The organism is Scandinavium goeteborgense (genome assembly GCF_003935895.2).
Lineage (GTDB): Bacteria > Pseudomonadota > Gammaproteobacteria > Enterobacterales > Enterobacteriaceae > Scandinavium > Scandinavium goeteborgense.
On record NZ_CP054057.1, the window covers coordinates 23910 to 40072 of the forward strand.

Below are 16163 nucleotides of genomic sequence, written 5' to 3' on the forward strand. Positions count from 1 at the left end.
GAAATGTATGATTAAAAAATCTCGCTTAGAGGCTATGACCGGCGGCTGGTTCGTGGGGGCATTTTCACCTGCTGCCTACGGTACCAGCGATGTTGAGGTAGCAGTACAATCTTTCGCTGCGGGATATGTCGGTGCTGTTCATCACCACAAAGTAGCTACTGAAATTACACTTCTGATTTCCGGCCGTGCGCTCATGGCTGGAGAATTGTTGGTTGCTGGAGACATATTGACGCTTTTACCCGGCGTAGCCTCATCCTTTGAAGCCCTGGAAGATTGTACTACCGTAGTGGTTAAGCATCCTGGTGCACTGAATGACAAGTATATCGATGGGAATGCGGGATGTTGAATATTGTAATCCCAATGGCAGGTCGAGGCAGCCGTTTTAGTCAGGCAGGTTTTACTGATCCCAAGCCATTTATCCCTGTAGAAGGTATTCCGATGATCGAATTGGTTATTAATAATTTGCGACCGGAAATGCCCCATAGATTTATATTTGTCTGCCAACAGGCACATTTAGTGCGCTATGATTTTCAACGTCGGCTTTCTCTTCTTGCTCCGGGAAGCAAAATTATCGCCTTATCAGACGTCACCGCCGGGGCTGCATGTACTGTGCTTGCTGCGGCAGATTTCATTGATAATGATGAACCTTTGATGATTGCAAATTCTGACCAGTGGGTTGATGTGGATATTAACGATTACTTGGCAGAGATGAATGCCAGCGATCTCGATGGTCTAATTATGACCATGAAATCAAGTGATCCGAAATGGTCGTATGCGCAATCTAATGCTGAAGGATGGGTGCATCGTGTTGTAGAAAAGCAGGTAGTCTCTGATGAGGCCACTGTTGGGATATATAATTTCCGCCGAGGCAGTGATTTTTGTCGTTTGGCCAGAGCAATGATTACCCGAAACGATCGAAGCCAAGGGGAATTTTACGTCGCTCCTGTTTATACCGATTTGTGCCGTGAAGGGAAATACCGAATCGGTGTTTATAATATTGGTAGGGATGGCATGGGTATGCACGGATTAGGAACACCAAAGGACTTATCTGTCTTTTTGGAAAGCTCTGTACTGACGTCAGCTTTGTTGACTAGCCGAGGGGCTGCATGAATATTATGGCCCTGTCCCATCACCGTTCACTTAATCAACCCGTAGTCAAGCAACCTTTTGATTCTTCAATATTAGATTCTGGGTACGGGGATTGTGCTCGTGCGATTACTTTTGCGAAGACTTCTATACGGTCACGACGGATGACCGCGCTTGATAGAATTCAGGGTATATCATCTGGAGATATACTCTTGTCCTACTTTGATCACACACCACTTTACGCTTTGCTCCTGTGGGATGTTACACATAGTCTTGCTCTCGATGATAAGATATATTTTCATGTATCCGATAAAGCAGCAGATTTACTGATTCGAACGTATTATCGAGATTCATTCCGAGAGGAAGTTCTTGAACGCGGATGTGGTGCCGTGCGGGTTTTTGTAAAAACCGCCCCATTATCCGCTGAACAAGAAAGAGGGCTTAATGAATGGAGTTTTTGCATACCTACTGGTGGAGATATTATTGCACTCAACACCTGTGTCTCACGTATTTTAGAGTTGAATGTCCCGCGATATGAAATAATTCTTTGTGGAGACCCAGGTGAAGGATTTAAGTTTAAGGATCAAGTAAGTATTGTTGGCGAAGATATACCAGCGTCACCAATCCATATCACCCGGAAGAAGAACGTATTGGCCAAAGCAGCTCGATACCCGAATCTGTGTATTCTCCATGATAGGGTTTTACTGCCGGAGAATTTCATGCAATCCGTTCAGCGCTTCGGTGATGATTATCCCTTCACTGCCTTTCCATCGTACTGGTTCGCTGACCGGTGGTTTGCCGTTCCGCGGCGTTACTCCGATTTTTGTGCCGTGAAGCAGGTTGCAGAATGTCTTCGTAGCGATAAAAGACCTGATCGAAATTCGCTGCCAGAATTTGAGTCTATGGATTTTTTCACACAACATCCTTGCCGCGCGTCCTTTGGTCAGGACTATTTAACTGGTAGTTTATATTTGTGTAAGCGCAGTGTTTGGCAACACTTACCACAAAATGAAGCGCTGTATTGGAATGATTATGAAGATGTGGAGCATGGAATACGAGCTGCACTTGCAGGTATCCCATCCAGAATTAATTCTTACACTTTGACGCGAAGCCTGACTTATCGAAGCGTTTTTCATATGTTTGGAGTGACCAGAGGGGTCACTGCTGGGGGAGATATTCATTTAGAGCGAGCTCCTATGGAGTGGTGGGGGGGGCGGCGAAGGCCCTCCTTAAATATCAATGAGCAGGAAGCTATTCGTCGGTTAAAAGCTTTCGCTTTGCGCTATACCGGCAGCGATGTTCTTGTCCGTCAACTTGAGGGTAAACCATTTACGGGCATTCGGCGCTATCGTCTGATCGCTCAGCTGTTATGGCAAACGCGAGGGGATCTTCAGAACCTGGTAAACGACTGGTATCGTGAGGTTTTGTGTGAGTCTCCTATGCCTCTTGATGTCGAATATCTACAGGCAATGCTGGATAGTTCTTATACTATATCGACGAAGAAGCTTGGTTGGTTAAGACATGATTCATTGACGCGACAGCTTTATAACAACCCATTTAGTTCACCCTTTATCTCTGATTCGCCTGATGAAATGCCACGCAAGAAATTGCGTTTGTTCTTAGGCAGTTTTATTGGAGCCATATGGTTGAAATATTTCAGTCGACAAGTTGCTTTCAATTCCTCTGTAATTGAACTTTGGCAAACCTTACGTGGTCTTCACGAGCATTAATATATGAAAAATATAAGTGTCATTAGCTCTACAGAGGAGCAAGTTTTGTCATGGACTGCTGGGATTGAGGGGGTTTTGCCGACCTTTCCAGATTTCAATATGTCTAGCTGTTTGTTAGGTTTTTTGAATGATGACAATATAGTACAAATGCAGTGTGTTCGTAATTTTAAGAATGCTGATGATTTAGTGGTGATCCTTCATCAAAATAATATACAAGAAAAACCAGAGGTCATATGGGCTGCATTCCAATTTTATCTTAAAAGTGCACTTAAGTCCAGGCACCGTATTTGGATTGTATTAAGTGGCGGAGCAGATTTTCTTCGGCAGCGGGCCTGGAATAATTGGCTTAATTTTATTCCGGAAAATAAGTTGTCAATGTGGCGACTCGAACTCCATATCTTAAGTAGCTCAATTTTTCGTTGTAATGGATTTCTTACCAGAAATCTTCGTCGAGTTGCTCGCTTAATGGTGAAAAAGAGAAAATGAAAGATTTGAGCATTATCTTTCAGGGGCCCGTTGAAATGAAAAATGGTTCATTCAACCAATTTCTGGATTATTTAGCCCGTACTCGTCGGACATTTCCCGCATCAGAAATAATACTGTCGACCTGGGAAATGTTACCCATTGAAAAAGATATGATCCTTAATCATCTGTCTCTTCTGGGAATTCGAATTATCCATAGTTCAGATCCTGGCCCACTCATCGGAAAAGATGAAGCTGGAGAGTACCTATGTAATATAAATCGATTGCTGGTCTCCTCACATGCAGGATTGGCCGCCGCGACACGCCCTTTGGCGTTAAAACTACGAACGGATACTTATATTTCTTCCCGTAAACTGATCAATTTGTTAGAAAAACACGTATTGATTGAGAATGAACTGAAAAGAGATTTAGACTACCAAGTATTTTCGAAGAGAGTGATTAATGCCTCTTGGTTTTCCCGAGATGCACGGGGCAGTTTACCTTATCTTTTTCATCCTGGTGACATCCTTTTAGCAGGTAAAACAGAAGATGTGAGGTTATTCTTCAGTGCCCCACTGGCAACAAAAGCGTTGTTCAAACCCGTATCCGCACCTGGATTGTGGAGTGCCTGGCGCTATGTTCCTGAACAATGGTTTTGGGTTCATGCCATTGGTAAGGTGACAAATCGCAAAGTCTATGAGGGCTCCCTTCGGAGTTCGCCTAAATTGGTTACACTGTCTGAAAAATATTATTTGGCTAATTTTATATCATACTCCCCAAGTAAATTGGGGTTTCACTGGCCAAAATATTGGAAGCGGTACCCGTTTCGAGGACTGTTCAGTTTGTATACTCAACGACGTTGGCTCAGATTATATAAATACTATCATGGTGGTGGCCCTAACTTTTCCGTAGGCAAATGGCTCGATTGGGCTGTTACGAAATTATGGCGTACTGGTTATTTGATACGTGCAATGCTACAAAGAAATAAATTAATACGTTGTTTAGCTTTGACATTATTCCTACATAGAAAGTAGCAGAAATCCTAATGAAAAAATTCATTTCTCAACCAAAAAGTACCTCGACATTGTATGAGTTATGGCTTGTGCGCAATCTTGTTAAGCAACTAATTGTCCGTGATCTGACTGTGCGATACCGCCAGACAATATTAGGGTGGTTATGGGCGGTCGTTAATCCAGCTATAAATCTAGCTATGTATTTTGTTGTGTTTGGTGTCATGGTACGGTTCAATCCGCCTGAGTATAATGTGCCATATGCATGGGTTCTTCTTTGTGGGTTGGTGCTGTGGATGCTATTTTCATCAACAGTTAATAGCGTTGGTGATTCATTGTTAAATAATGTTCATCTGATTAAAAAGATCTATTTCCCTCGCATTGGTTTGGCGCTTGCAGGCCTTGGGGTTAGTAGTGTTGATTTTATTATTTCTCTTTTGATTTTGTGTGCTTTATTACTGGGTAATGATATTTTATCTATAAGTAAAATTCCTCTTATGCTGCTCTGTGCTGGAGTAACGGCTTTGACGGCGTGGGGGCTCGGATGTGTTGTCGCGATCCTTCGTTTACGTTTTCGTGATTTTCGTCATATCATACCTTTGTTCATGCAAGCACTATTTTATGCAACTCCAGTTGTCTGGACTCCGGGGCTATTACCAAGTGGCTTAAAGCAACTTGTTTATCTCAACCCTTTAAGTAGTCTTATTGGTCTGTTTCGTTATGCCCTACTGGCTGGCCCATTACCATCTGCTTCCATGTTATTAGCAAATATGCTTGGTTGTGCAGTAAGTGTCATTGGTGGCTATCTATTTTTTATCTACTATGAAGCTAAGGTTACAGACCAAGAATGATAAAGTTCGAGAATGTTAGTAAAACATATCCTGGATACAGTCAGGCAGGGAAAACTTTGCGTACTGCATTTGCATTTCGCAAACCAACTGAATCGTTGCCATTTGTTGCATTGTCATCGGTCAATTTTCATATTCAACCGGGTGAGTCATTGGGGATAATAGGTCGTAATGGTGCTGGCAAGTCCACACTCTTAAAACTGTTGACCAGAATAACGCGGCCTTCAGCAGGCAGTATTATTGTTAATGGTACTTTATCCTCGCTACTTGAAGTTGGTGCTGGGTTTCATCACGACTTAAATGGTTTGGAAAATATTTATTTAGCAGGCGCGATATTGGGCATGTCGCAAAGATCCATTAAACTCAAAATTGATACTATTATCGATTTTTCCGAACTAGGTGATGCTTTATTTCAGCCAGTAAGAACTTATTCTTCTGGAATGTTTTTACGACTCGCTTTTTCAGTCGGCATTCATCTTGATAGCGATATTCTCATCATTGATGAAGCACTTACGGTAGGTGACAGGGATTTTCAAACTCGCTGTTATAGCAGAATAAAGGATTTCATTAAGGCTGGGGGAACTTTGGTGTTAGTTAGCCATGATGAGACGCAACTCCGTCAGATATGTTCGCGCGGCCTTGTTCTTGAGCAAGGCAGTCTTGTCTACGATGGGGAGTTGTCAGGTGCCCTCGAATACTATTTCTCACTGTAACTAACAACATTTTATTAAGGGGGGTTTTATGCAAATTTTGGCTCATCGAGGAAGCTGGCAAACGCCGAACCAAAGAAATTCTCGTCAAGCATTGAATGCTGCCCTGCAAGCAGGATGGGGGGTGGAAACTGACATCAGAGATCATAATGGGACCTTGGTTATAAGCCATGATATGGCAACGAATGATTCAATGCCATTGAGCAGTTTGCTCGAGGATTATCTACGCATAGGTAGCCAAGGTACGTTAGCACTGAATATAAAATCCGATGGTTTAGCAAATGAGCTAGAGGCTGTTTTACTCAACGCTGGAATTGAACACTATTTTTGTTTTGATATGTCGGTCCCTGACACTCTGGCATATATCAATATGAAAATGAAGGTTGCTGCGCGACTCAGCGAGTATGAACCTGAAGGCATTCTGAGTGCTCTATCTTCGTTTCTCTGGATAGATGGATTTCATAATATTTCTGTAAATGCAGATCAACTTCATCAGTGGCTATACGAAGAAAAAAAGCAGGTGTGTATTGTTTCACCAGAACTTCATGGTCGCAGTCCTAAGTTATTGTGGGCAATGTTACGGGATCTCCCTAAAGAATTAAGGTTGCATCCATATTTAATGATTTGTACGGATTTGCCAGCTTTGGCACAAAAGGAACTATGCTATGAGTAAAATTCGAGCAGTGATATTTGATATGGATGGTGTCTTGATTGATGCTAAAGAATGGCATTTTTCTGCCATGAATCAAGCATTGTCATTGTTTGGTTTGACTATTAGTGAGCACGATCATAAAGAAGAATTCGACGGGTTGCCAACATGGGAAAAACTCAATCGCCTATCCGAACGTTATGGTTTGCCTTATTCTCTCCATCATTTTATTAATGAAATGAAACAGATTTATACTAAGCAACTTATTTACCAAAATTGCTGGCCGGTTTTCCATCATCAACATGCCCTGTCGCAGCTGGTAAAGGAAGGGTATCGGATTGCTGTTGCATCAAACTCAATTTCTGAGAGCATTGAGACCATGCTTGGTCGAGCCAATCTCTTACCGTACTTAGATTTTTATTTATCTAATGAGGACGTTACGCGTGGTAAACCTGATCCGGAAATTTACCTAAAGGCAATGCAGCGCCTTGAACTGAAACCTTCAGAATGCGTCGTTGTGGAGGACAATCCACATGGGATTGCTGCTGCGAATGCTGCAGGGGCTCATGTTCTTTGTGTGGAAGACCCTTCCGATGTTACCTTTGATCGAATTAAGAAGTTTATCACCTTCTGTGAGAATACGCACAAATGAAACCTATACTTATACTGACTTCATCCCAACCTCCGCAGGAAAAATTGTCGGAATGGTATACTATATGGTGCATTCCTAAAACTTTTAAAGTAAGTGAGGCTGACAATGTAGATCAAGTAATTACGTTGCCTGGAAATAATATTTCTTCATTATGCGTCAGTTTGTTTGCTATTGAATATATTGATTTATCTTTACCAGTGGCATTATGCACGGAAAATTCGTTTGTAAATAAGTTGTCTATGATTCGCTCAAAATATGTTAATGCCTACCTGAATAATACTGATTCCGGAGTGATTTGGTTTCCTATGGCTCGACAGCTACGTTTTTGTGGACAAAGTGCTATTAAATTTTTCAATCCCTCTCAAGGACATGCCACTCTGAACGATTTATGGAATCAAGCTATGTTAGTAGAGCTCCAGTGAATAAACACTCCAGTTCTGGATGATAAAAACTGTAAATATGCAAAGATTAGTGATTATTACTATCGTCTAACTTTATACTCTATGTATTTTTTAATGGTAGTTACTTCTATCTGTGAAGTAACTAATGATTTTATATATTAATTATAGCGGATAGGATGTTTGCCATCCACATCTTGCGAATCACCACGGTTTTTCCCGTTCTTCAGACCTATTCCAGTTTATTAATCGGTATTAGCTATTATAGTCTTAATGTTATAATTTTTTCAGGTTGCCTTTACTTGTAGTTGCCAATGACATCGATCGCTAGAAACGTTTTTTATTTGCTTATTGAATCGCTTTACCATGTGCTCTGACGTTGTATGCGATAGTAGGGAATGATTATTATTTACAAGGTCTTGATTCTTAATTATAACAAATATTTACATTTTGATAGTAGCTACGACTGTGTTAAATACATAATTCCCATGAAAAGAAATACTTTACTTTTATGATTGAATTGAACGTTTCTACGATTTAATTATATGGCGAAGATATCTATCGTTTTATTTTGTGGTAATCTCGCAGTGAGTATCATTGAGAGTATATGTGATTCACCGACCAATAACAGATAGGGCATCACAACAATCGGAAGGGATACAAAGTCCATTTTTACATTTTATATTTGCGTAATGCATTTGATATAATTGCATTGTTCATATTTAATATAATTAGGTATTTGTCCATGCTATTTCCATCTGATTCAATTGATCTGCTTTCTAAGGTGCTTATTGCGGATAAGAATATCACTAAAATTCCCGCAAAGAAAAGGTTGCTTTTAAATTCTAAGCATGAAAATCGAATGTGCATACTTCTGTCTGGTGCAGCTTCGCTATTACGTAAACAGGATGGTCTGTTACTAGGAAATGTTAAAGGCAAGTACATCTTCGGTCTTAACAGAATATTTTGTAAAGACGAAAGCGATCTTATTATAAGATCAGACTCTGTTTGTGAATTGGTCATAATGGGAATTAGTGAAGGCGAGTCTATAATTTCCTTGCACGGATTATGGTACTCTGTTTCCGATATTTTATCATTTCATGTTAGATATATGGTCTGTAGAGATGAACGTTTGATTAACAAACGTTCCCGTGATGTAGTTATGAGTTATATTGAGGAGATTAGAAAAATGCCAGATAACGATAGGGTTAATATTAAAATGTTACAGTATATTCAAGAGCGAAGTGGTCTCTCACGTAGTAGCATCATGAATATTTTTGCAGAAATGCGTAACGAAAAACTAATCATAACTAGACGGGGAGGCGTGTTGTTGAGCATGGAGAAGAGTCGTGAGAAATCATTCTAATTTACAACGAATTGTTAGCCTTGTTGAGGTTTTTTGAAATTCATGATTGTTTATGCATTGTAAAAATATTGTGGTTCGATCTCAAACTTATAATTAAGGATTTTCATATGTATGATCTACTATTTTTGAACCTATCTTTTTGATGAGTAGTAGTATGTTATAGGTGAAGCCCCATGGCGATATTTAAACGTTCTACAGAAGGTAGCGTGTTCTTTATATTGAACTTGTTTAATGTTTTTTTCATAGGCAACTTGGTGCTTCTATAGCTTAATTTTATTTCTTTATATAGTGTGCGGAATTCACACCGGCCACCGATTTGAAAAGTCTCTGGAAATACCATTGCGAGTACCTAAATAGCTGCGTCTAATACCGCTACACTTTTGCCAGACCATGCTTTCTTCCGGGGAACGGGCTGGCGGTTTCCATAAAATGACGAACTTTTCTCAGTAGTTGCCACATTGAACGACACTGATGATTGCGCGTTATTGTGTCGTGAAGCGCCTGCCACAGTCGCTCTACGTGGTTCACCCACGGCGAGTAAACCGGCTGGTAAATTACGCTGAACTTCGGGTTCTCTTTCAGCCAGCGCTGCGTTTCCTGGCTTTTGTGAATGATGTAGTTATCCACGATAAGCGTGACGGTTTTTGCCCGTCGGTATGTGGCTTTCAGGTGTTTCAGCAGGGCGATGAACAGCACCGAACTCTTGCTGTTGCCCCCAACGTAGCTGACTTTTCCGGTACCGCTGTGCAGCGCCCCGGCCAGGTAGTATTTTTCATTCTGTCCCGGTGTTACTGTAAGTATCCCAGCTTTAGTTCCACGCACTTTTTGAGATTTCCGGTTTCTCAGCCATCAGCCGGTATTCTTCCGGCGTCAGGTTATTCAGGGATTCATGGGGCCGCTCACTGTTGTATTCATTCAGCCAGCGTTCCGTGATTTCCCGTACTTCATTCAGCGTTCTGAACAGATAAAAATCCAGTATTTCGGTCCGGTACGTTTGTAGTGGATCGGTAATTCAGGACACCTCGAAATCCTGTTAATGTTAAAACAGTGAACATGAGGTGATACATGATCAAAACTCGTCGGACTAAACGCACATTTTCCCCGGAGTTCAAACTCGAAGCTATCGAACAGGTTGTTAAATACCAGCGAGATGTACGGGAAGTTGCTCAGGCGCTCGAACTCAACCCTGACCATTTGCGCAAATGGATACGGCTTTATAAGCAGGAACTTCTGGGTATTGAGCCCGTCGGCAATGCTATTACTCCTGAACAGCGCGAAATTCAGCAGCTTAAAGCGCAGATAAAACGTCTTGAGATGGAAAAAGAAATACTAAAGCAGGCTGCCGTGCTGATGAGCGAAGCCCCCGGAAAGTTATCGCGCTAATCACACGGCTGAAAGCAAAGTGGCCTGTGCAGGTTCTTTGTCATTTATTCGGTATTCACCGTAGCGTTTATTACGCGCAGGTGAAGCATCCGGTTAATGTACAAAGAATTGCATTACGAAGTCGGGTGAGAGCACTGCATGCTCTCAGTCGTGGTGCTGCAGGGAGTCGGGCAATCAGCCAGATGTTACGCCAGAGTGGCGTTGATGCAGGCCGGTGGCTGGCGCGACGACTGATGCAGGAATGCGGGCTGACCAGTCACCAGCCTGTTAAACATCGCTACCGAATAAATGAAGACAACAGTCCGGCATTGCCAAACTTATTGAACCGGCAGTTTAACCCCGCCGCACCAAACCGCGTCTGGTGTGGCGATATCAGCTTTATTCGCCTGCAGGACAGGTGGTGCTATCTCGCGCTTGTTGTTGATTTATATTCACGCCGGATTATTGGTTCAGCCCTCTCATTAACCGCTGATGCTGATTTGGTATGCAGGGCTTTGCGTAATGCCCTGGAAACACGGCCGCGTAATGAACGTCTTCTGTTTCATTCAGATCAAGGAGTTCAATATAAAAGTAATAAATACAGAAAGTTACTTTGGCGTTATGGGGTAATGCAAAGTATGAGTCGCAGAGGGAATTGTCTGGATAATTCGCCGATGGAAAGAGTCTTTCGCAGCCTTAAAAGTGAATGGCTTCCCAAAGGTGGTTATGGTGATTTTAGCCATGCGGTACTCGACATAAACCAGTGGATAAATGGTTATTACAACATGTACCGCCCTCATACGAACAATGGTGGATTATCGCCTTACCTGCATGAAGAAAAGTGGAAGCAGGTTATTCCGGTGTCCTGATTTTGTGATCCACTACAGATTTACAGCGACTGCTCGTGAACTGGGGCAAACTGGAAACGCAAAGTTCAGCGTCAGCGAGGTGAGAGATAATGGTGAACTTGTCCTGCAAGGGGAGCAGGGCAGGAAGGTGATCCAGCCAGCAGCAGTCAGAGCTGAGCAGCATATTGATTATGGATGGGCTGTGACAGGCTATGGTGCTCAGGGGACCAGCCGGGATTACGTTATTTCTCTTGAAGGTACTGATGCAGGGAGACGGGGCCTTGCTACGCTCAGAGCATTTTACATCACAGCATCGCGCGCTAAAGAGCATGTCCAGATTTATACGGATGGGCTCAATAAGTGGCTGAATGCTGTTAAAACGCCGGACAAGGAACTCAAAACTGCTCATGATGTGCTTAAACCTGAAACACAGCGACAGCAGGCAAAAGCGATCTGGTCCATGGGGCAACCGCCGGGCAGAACAGCCATAGGACGTGCCTGACTGAAACATCAGAGCCTGCCTGATGATTCAATGAGAATGAAAGTGATTCCGGCGACCCGTCGACATCCGGAACCTGCACTGGCGCTGCGATTGTATGATCAGAACGGCAAAAATGCCGGGCTGGCTCTTGTCTCCCTCGTTGCCTCCAGTACAGGCCGTCTGACACAGGGAGAGACCCGCATGCTTGCGACTGAAGGGGCTCAGGGGGCGATTTTGCAAAGAAGCGAAAGCGGGGATACCCGGATTGTGGGTTCCTTTTCCGAAGCGCTTGATACCGTACGCCATTATCCTCAGGATGGTGTGGTGTGGCAGACCAGTGAGATAAGGCCATCTTCTTCTTTGCTCAAACTCACCCGGGGGGCAGTACCTGAGCTTGATGTACGAAGTGTCCTGTCTGCAGTGAATCAGGATATAGCGATTACATTGCCTGACATCCCAGTGAACCGGATCAAGCCTGAGATGGGTATTCCAGCACTTCCCGACAGTGAACATGAGAATGAAGCAGCAGATAAAATCATTGATATTGCCCGTAATACGGTACAAAAGGCGGTACCCGAAAATGCAGATATCCAGGCAGTATTGCTGCATGAAGGTGATGCGGGGTCGTCTGATGCGCAAAATGAACGGGACAGTGTTAAATCAGCCAGCGATCTGATTTCTCCACCGGTAACGAACGCTGAGCGCGTGTTAGCCGAACGTCAGGAAGTAAGCCAGGTCGCCGGTGAACTGGCGGATCGTGATGCAGCAGATGTTGCCGGTGCGCTCCGGGAAAATGGTAAGATGTCGGAAATCAACGAACCTGATATCGCAAAAACCATTCAAAAAGAACGCTAATTCAAAGCTCAAGGAACACCGTTAATTATGAAAAAGTCATTAATTGCAGTAGCGGCAACATGCATCGTATTTATGGGAAGTGCTACTGCTGCGCTGACAAAACCGGTATTTACTGCGGAGCAAGAGGCCAGAATAGGTGAGATTGCTGCGGACTATCTCGTTGCTCACCCTGAAGTTCTCGTCCAGGTCAGCCAGAAACTAAAGGCCCAGCAGGAGGCAAAACAGCAGGCAATGTTTGCCGTGAAGGTAATGGAAAATCAGCAGGCTTTGATCAGTGATACGGATACTCCTATCGTGGGGCCGGCCGGAGCGAAAGTAGCTGTGATTGAATTCTTCGATTATCAGTGCGTTTATTGCAGCCATCTCGCGCCAGAGCTTGAAAAAGTTATGAAGAACAGGCCCGATGTCCGTTATATCTTCAAGGAATGGCCAATCTTTGCTTCCCGGTGGGAAAATTCGCAGAAAGCAGCCGAAACTGGTCTGAAAATCTGGAAATCAGGTGGCGCTGATGCTTATATCCGTTATCACAATGGTATTTATGCAACAGGTCATTTTGAAGGGGAACTGACTTCGGATGACATCGCTAAAGCCTCAGTAGGGAGCAAAATTGACGCCGGTGACAAAACGGATGTTCAGGTTATTCTGGACAAAAATAATCAGCTGGCGCAAGCGCTGGGATTAACCGGAACACCAGGTTTGATTGTTATGCCAGTCAGTCAGTCGACACCGGATAAAATCACTGTTTTGCCTGGGGCTGCGCCTGCACAGAAAATTCTTGAAGCCATCAGTAAAGCTTCGAAATAAGTAAAGTCAGACCCTGAGCCTGACGCCCTCGCGATGCTCAGTTGTCCAACCCCGGAGACAGGAAAAACCAGTGTTTCCTGTCTCCGGGGTTTGCGACGAACCGGAGTCTTTCCGATGTCCCTTCCCCTGGCTGTTAATTCAGCTCATTACAAGTTTTGCGTCCATGGGGTGGCTTTCAACTATCGGCAGATGATATCAGCTGTAAGCGTATGCCGAGAACCGTATTGACGAAGATAAGTTATTCAGCGGGCAGGACTACGCGCCATGGCAACAGTTCACCAACCCGGTTTACCGGCCAGTCTGCAATAACGTCAAGCACATGGTGAAGGTAATGTGTAAGCGTATGCCGAGAACCGTATTGACGAAGATAAGTTATTCAGCGGGCAGGACTGCGCGCCATGGCAACAGTTCACCAACCCGGTTTATCGGCCAGTCTGCGATAACATCAAGCACATGGTGAAGGTAACGTTCCGGATCGATTCCGTTCAGTTTGCACGTCCCGATCAGGCTGTACAGCAACGCTCCCCGCTCACCACCATGGTCAGAGCCGAATAACAGGTAGTTTTTCCGGCCCAGACTGACCATCCGCAGAGCATTCTCCGCGATGTTGTTATCCGCTTCAGCCCAGCCGTCATCTGCGTAGTACGTCAACGCTTGCCACTGATTCAGGGCATAGGTGAATGCCTTTGCCAGTTCTGAGTGTCGCGACAGGGTTTTCACCTTTTCACGCAGCCAGCTCTCCATGGATTTCAGGAGCGGTTTCGTTTTCAACTGGCGTTCGGCAAGCCGCTGTTCTGCTGGCATTCCCCTGATATCCGCTTCGATGCCATACAACTCGCCGATCCGTTTCAGTGCTTCATCTGTGAGCGCTGAGGGAGTGCGAACGTGAACATCATGGATTTTACGCCGGGCATGGGCCCAGCAGGCGGCTTCCTTTATATGACCTTCCCGGTAGAGTTCGTTGAAGCCTGCATAGGCATCCGCCTGCAGCACACCGCTGAAGCCGGCAAGATGGGTCTGCGGGTGGATGCCTTTTCTGTCCGGGCTGTACGCGAACCACACCGCCGGGGCCAGCAAAGAACCCGCGTTACGGTTGTCGCGAACGTACGTCCATAAGCGCCCGGTCTTCGTTTTTTTGTTGCCCGGCAGCAGGACCGGGACCGGCGTATCATCAGCATGAAGTTTGCCATCGGTCAGTACATAATGCTGAAGGGCTTCATCCAGGGGTGACAGCAGGCGACAACACGCATCCACCCAACCCGACAGTACAGAACGGCTCAACACCACACCCTGGCGGGCATAGATCTCCGACTGGCGATACAACGGTGTGTGTTCCGCATACTTTGACGCCAGGACACGGGCCAGCAGTCCCGGTCCGGCGATACCCCGCTCGATGGGCCGTGAGGGAGCCGGCGCCTGAACGATAACGTCGCACTTCCTGCAGGCATGTTTTTCGCGCACCGTGCGGATAACCCGGAAGGCGCTGCGCATCAGCTCCAGCTGTTCGGCGGTATCCTCACCCAGGTAGCTCAGCGCCCCCCCACAGTCCGGGCAGCAGTCTTCCGCCGGCAACAGACGTTTTTCGTCACGAGGGAGGGATTCAGGGAAGGGTTTACGTGTACGGGTCTGCCGCAGAGGGCGCTGCACCGCCGGGTCATCCACCCGACCGGTCAGCGTATCGCTTTCTTTCTGCAGCCGGTTCAGGTCGGCTTCCATCTGTGTGATACGGCGGGATATTTTTTCGGAGCGGCTGCCGAAGTTCATCCGGCGGAGCTTATCCAGCTGTGCCTGCAGGTGGTCGATTTCGCGTTCCCGGTCTGCCAGCTTTTCCAGCAGGGCACGGTTCAGCGCTTCCTGTTCGGCAAGAAGACGTTTCAGTTCATCGATGTCATCGGGAAGCGGGCTGTTCATGCAAGGTATTTTACCAGGCTCATTCGCCCACGACCAGGATAAAGAGGGTTACAGCATAGTCAGGGATGTCAGCAGTCTTTTAGGCTGCCGCCAGTCGATGCCTTCAAGAAGCATTGCCAGCTGTGCCGGGGTGAGGAAGACTTTGCCGTCGCGGGCCGACGGCCAGGCGAAGCGCCCGCGCTCCAGCCGTTTCGTCAGCAGGCACAGGCCATCACCGGTTGACCAGAGGAGCTTCACCTGACTGCCACTTCGGCCGCGGAAGATAAAGACGTGACCCGACATCGGATCATCTTTCAGCGCGGTCTGCACCTTTGCGGCCAGCCCGTTGAAGCCGTTTCTCATGTCGGTGATGCCGGCGACCAGCCAGATTTTCGTGCCTGACGGTAGCGGGATCACTGTTTAAGCTCCCGTATCAACATTGTCAGCAGGCTTTCGCTGACAGCGCCGTTGAGCCGGAGCGTCCCGTGCCGGAAGGTTATTTCACAGGTGACGCTGAGTGTTTCAGGTTCATGCGCTTCCGATGAAGGCTGAACAACGGGAACAGTATCAGTATTGAGTGTTACAGGGATCAGCACTGGCATGTTGGTATCAGATTGTTGAGACGCGCGAAGCTTTCCCTCACGCCAGTATTGACGCCATTTGAACAACAGATTGTCGTTAATTCCCTGCTCACGAGCGAGTTGTGCGACTGATACACCGGGTTTGTATGAGAGTTCGACCATTTTGATTTTGAACTCAACGGGATAGTTGGGGTGTTTTTTACGAACAGAAGTTAATGAATTCATGGATAGCGTCCACCATATTTGGTGTCCACTATGTTGTCAGAAATGTCAGGTTCTGCCAGACGGTGCTGGAACGACGCTTACGTTCAGCCTGCTTCAGGGCAAAGACAATCTGCTCTTCGGTGACTCGTGACTTTTTCATCGGCACCACCTACGTTCAGGGGAGTCATTATCATGCCGGAATTCGGTTTCTGAATGGAGCAGGATTT

16 protein-coding genes and 4 pseudogenes are annotated in these 16163 nt (G+C 45.4%); 14 read left to right on the forward strand and 6 right to left on the reverse strand.

What is annotated here, in order from left to right; genetic code table 11:
• Positions 1–7: 7 nt before the first annotated feature.
• From A8O29_RS00130 to A8O29_RS00180, 11 genes are all read left to right on the forward strand, one after another.
• Entirely contained in the window at positions 8–346 is a 339-nt protein-coding gene (locus A8O29_RS00130) for a cupin domain-containing protein (protein WP_420853901.1), read from the forward strand.
• Positions 340–1110, forward strand: a complete 771-nt coding sequence (locus tag A8O29_RS00135) for a glycosyltransferase family 2 protein (RefSeq protein WP_125355441.1) — start codon at positions 340–342, stop codon at positions 1108–1110. Before A8O29_RS00130 ends, A8O29_RS00135 begins: the two co-directional genes overlap by 7 nt.
• Positions 1107–2816 (forward strand): hypothetical protein, encoded by a 1710-nt coding sequence (locus tag A8O29_RS00140; protein WP_148098784.1) that lies wholly within the window; start codon positions 1107–1109, stop codon positions 2814–2816. The genes A8O29_RS00135 and A8O29_RS00140 overlap by 4 nt, the downstream gene beginning before the upstream one ends.
• Positions 2817–2819: 3 nt before the next feature.
• Complete coding sequence (locus A8O29_RS00145; protein ID WP_125355437.1) at positions 2820–3302, forward strand: hypothetical protein; 483 nt, start codon at positions 2820–2822, stop codon at positions 3300–3302.
• The gene (locus A8O29_RS00150; RefSeq protein WP_125355435.1) at positions 3299–4312 is read left to right on the forward strand and encodes a WavE lipopolysaccharide synthesis family protein; all 1014 of its coding nucleotides are present in this window, start codon (positions 3299–3301) and stop codon (positions 4310–4312) included. The genes A8O29_RS00145 and A8O29_RS00150 overlap by 4 nt, the downstream gene beginning before the upstream one ends.
• A gap of 11 nt (positions 4313–4323) precedes the next feature.
• Complete coding sequence (locus A8O29_RS00155) at positions 4324–5139, forward strand: ABC transporter permease (RefSeq protein WP_125355433.1); 816 nt, start codon at positions 4324–4326, stop codon at positions 5137–5139.
• A 56-nt stretch (positions 5140–5195) separates the two neighbouring features.
• Positions 5196–5849 (forward strand): ABC transporter ATP-binding protein, encoded by a 654-nt coding sequence (locus tag A8O29_RS00160; protein ID WP_246316604.1) that lies wholly within the window; start codon positions 5196–5198, stop codon positions 5847–5849.
• A 28-nt stretch (positions 5850–5877) separates the two neighbouring features.
• Positions 5878–6519: a PI-PLC domain-containing protein gene (locus A8O29_RS00165; RefSeq protein WP_125355429.1), complete on the forward strand. Its 642-nt coding sequence runs from the start codon at positions 5878–5880 to the stop codon at positions 6517–6519.
• A complete protein-coding gene (locus tag A8O29_RS00170; RefSeq protein ID WP_125355428.1) occupies positions 6512–7147 on the forward strand; it encodes an HAD family hydrolase in 636 nt (211 codons plus the stop codon). Before A8O29_RS00165 ends, A8O29_RS00170 begins: the two co-directional genes overlap by 8 nt.
• The gene (locus A8O29_RS00175; RefSeq protein WP_125355426.1) at positions 7144–7569 is read left to right on the forward strand and encodes a hypothetical protein; all 426 of its coding nucleotides are present in this window, start codon (positions 7144–7146) and stop codon (positions 7567–7569) included. The genes A8O29_RS00170 and A8O29_RS00175 overlap by 4 nt, the downstream gene beginning before the upstream one ends.
• 721 nt (positions 7570–8290) lie before the next feature.
• A complete protein-coding gene (locus A8O29_RS00180) occupies positions 8291–8911 on the forward strand; it encodes a helix-turn-helix domain-containing protein (protein ID WP_125355424.1) in 621 nt (206 codons plus the stop codon).
• Positions 8912–9283: 372 nt separating this feature from the next.
• Here the strand turns inward: A8O29_RS00180 and A8O29_RS00185 are convergent.
• A pseudogene (locus A8O29_RS00185) lies at positions 9284–9703 on the reverse strand (IS630 family transposase); the annotation flags it as partial.
• A 16-nt stretch (positions 9704–9719) separates the two neighbouring features.
• Positions 9720–9908, reverse strand: a pseudogene (locus A8O29_RS00190) (integrase core domain-containing protein); the annotation flags it as partial.
• Between the two features lie 68 nt (positions 9909–9976).
• On the opposite strand from A8O29_RS00190, the gene A8O29_RS00195 reads away from it, so the two are divergent.
• From A8O29_RS00195 to A8O29_RS00210, 3 genes and pseudogenes are all read left to right on the forward strand, one after another.
• Positions 9977–11142 (forward strand): IS3 family transposase gene (locus tag A8O29_RS00195; protein ID WP_125355789.1). Its coding sequence is split into 2 segments (ribosomal slippage): positions 9977–10241 and positions 10241–11142, totalling 1167 coding nucleotides; the frame shifts between segments, so codons are not numbered across the junction.
• Between the two features lie 181 nt (positions 11143–11323).
• A pseudogene (locus A8O29_RS00205) lies at positions 11324–12457 on the forward strand (conjugative transfer relaxase/helicase TraI domain-containing protein).
• A gap of 27 nt (positions 12458–12484) precedes the next feature.
• Positions 12485–13261 (forward strand): DsbA family protein, encoded by a 777-nt coding sequence (locus A8O29_RS00210; protein WP_125355838.1) that lies wholly within the window; start codon positions 12485–12487, stop codon positions 13259–13261.
• A 238-nt stretch (positions 13262–13499) separates the two neighbouring features.
• Here A8O29_RS00210 and A8O29_RS23020 read toward each other — a convergent pair.
• The 4 genes and pseudogenes from A8O29_RS23020 to tnpA form a co-directional block, all read right to left on the reverse strand.
• Positions 13500–13592 (reverse strand): annotated as a pseudogene (locus tag A8O29_RS23020) (transposase domain-containing protein); the annotation flags it as partial.
• A 41-nt stretch (positions 13593–13633) separates the two neighbouring features.
• Positions 13634–15172 carry an IS66 family transposase gene (gene tnpC, locus A8O29_RS00215; protein WP_125355836.1) on the reverse strand — a complete coding sequence of 513 codons (1539 nt, stop codon included), beginning with the start codon at positions 15170–15172 and terminating at the stop codon, positions 13634–13636.
• A gap of 48 nt (positions 15173–15220) precedes the next feature.
• Complete coding sequence (gene tnpB / locus A8O29_RS00220) at positions 15221–15568, reverse strand: IS66 family insertion sequence element accessory protein TnpB (protein WP_042922210.1); 348 nt, start codon at positions 15566–15568, stop codon at positions 15221–15223.
• The gene (gene tnpA, locus A8O29_RS00225) at positions 15565–15957 is read right to left on the reverse strand and encodes an IS66-like element accessory protein TnpA (protein WP_125355834.1); all 393 of its coding nucleotides are present in this window, start codon (positions 15955–15957) and stop codon (positions 15565–15567) included. Before tnpA ends, tnpB begins: the two co-directional genes overlap by 4 nt.
• Positions 15958–16163: the final 206 nt, after the last annotated feature.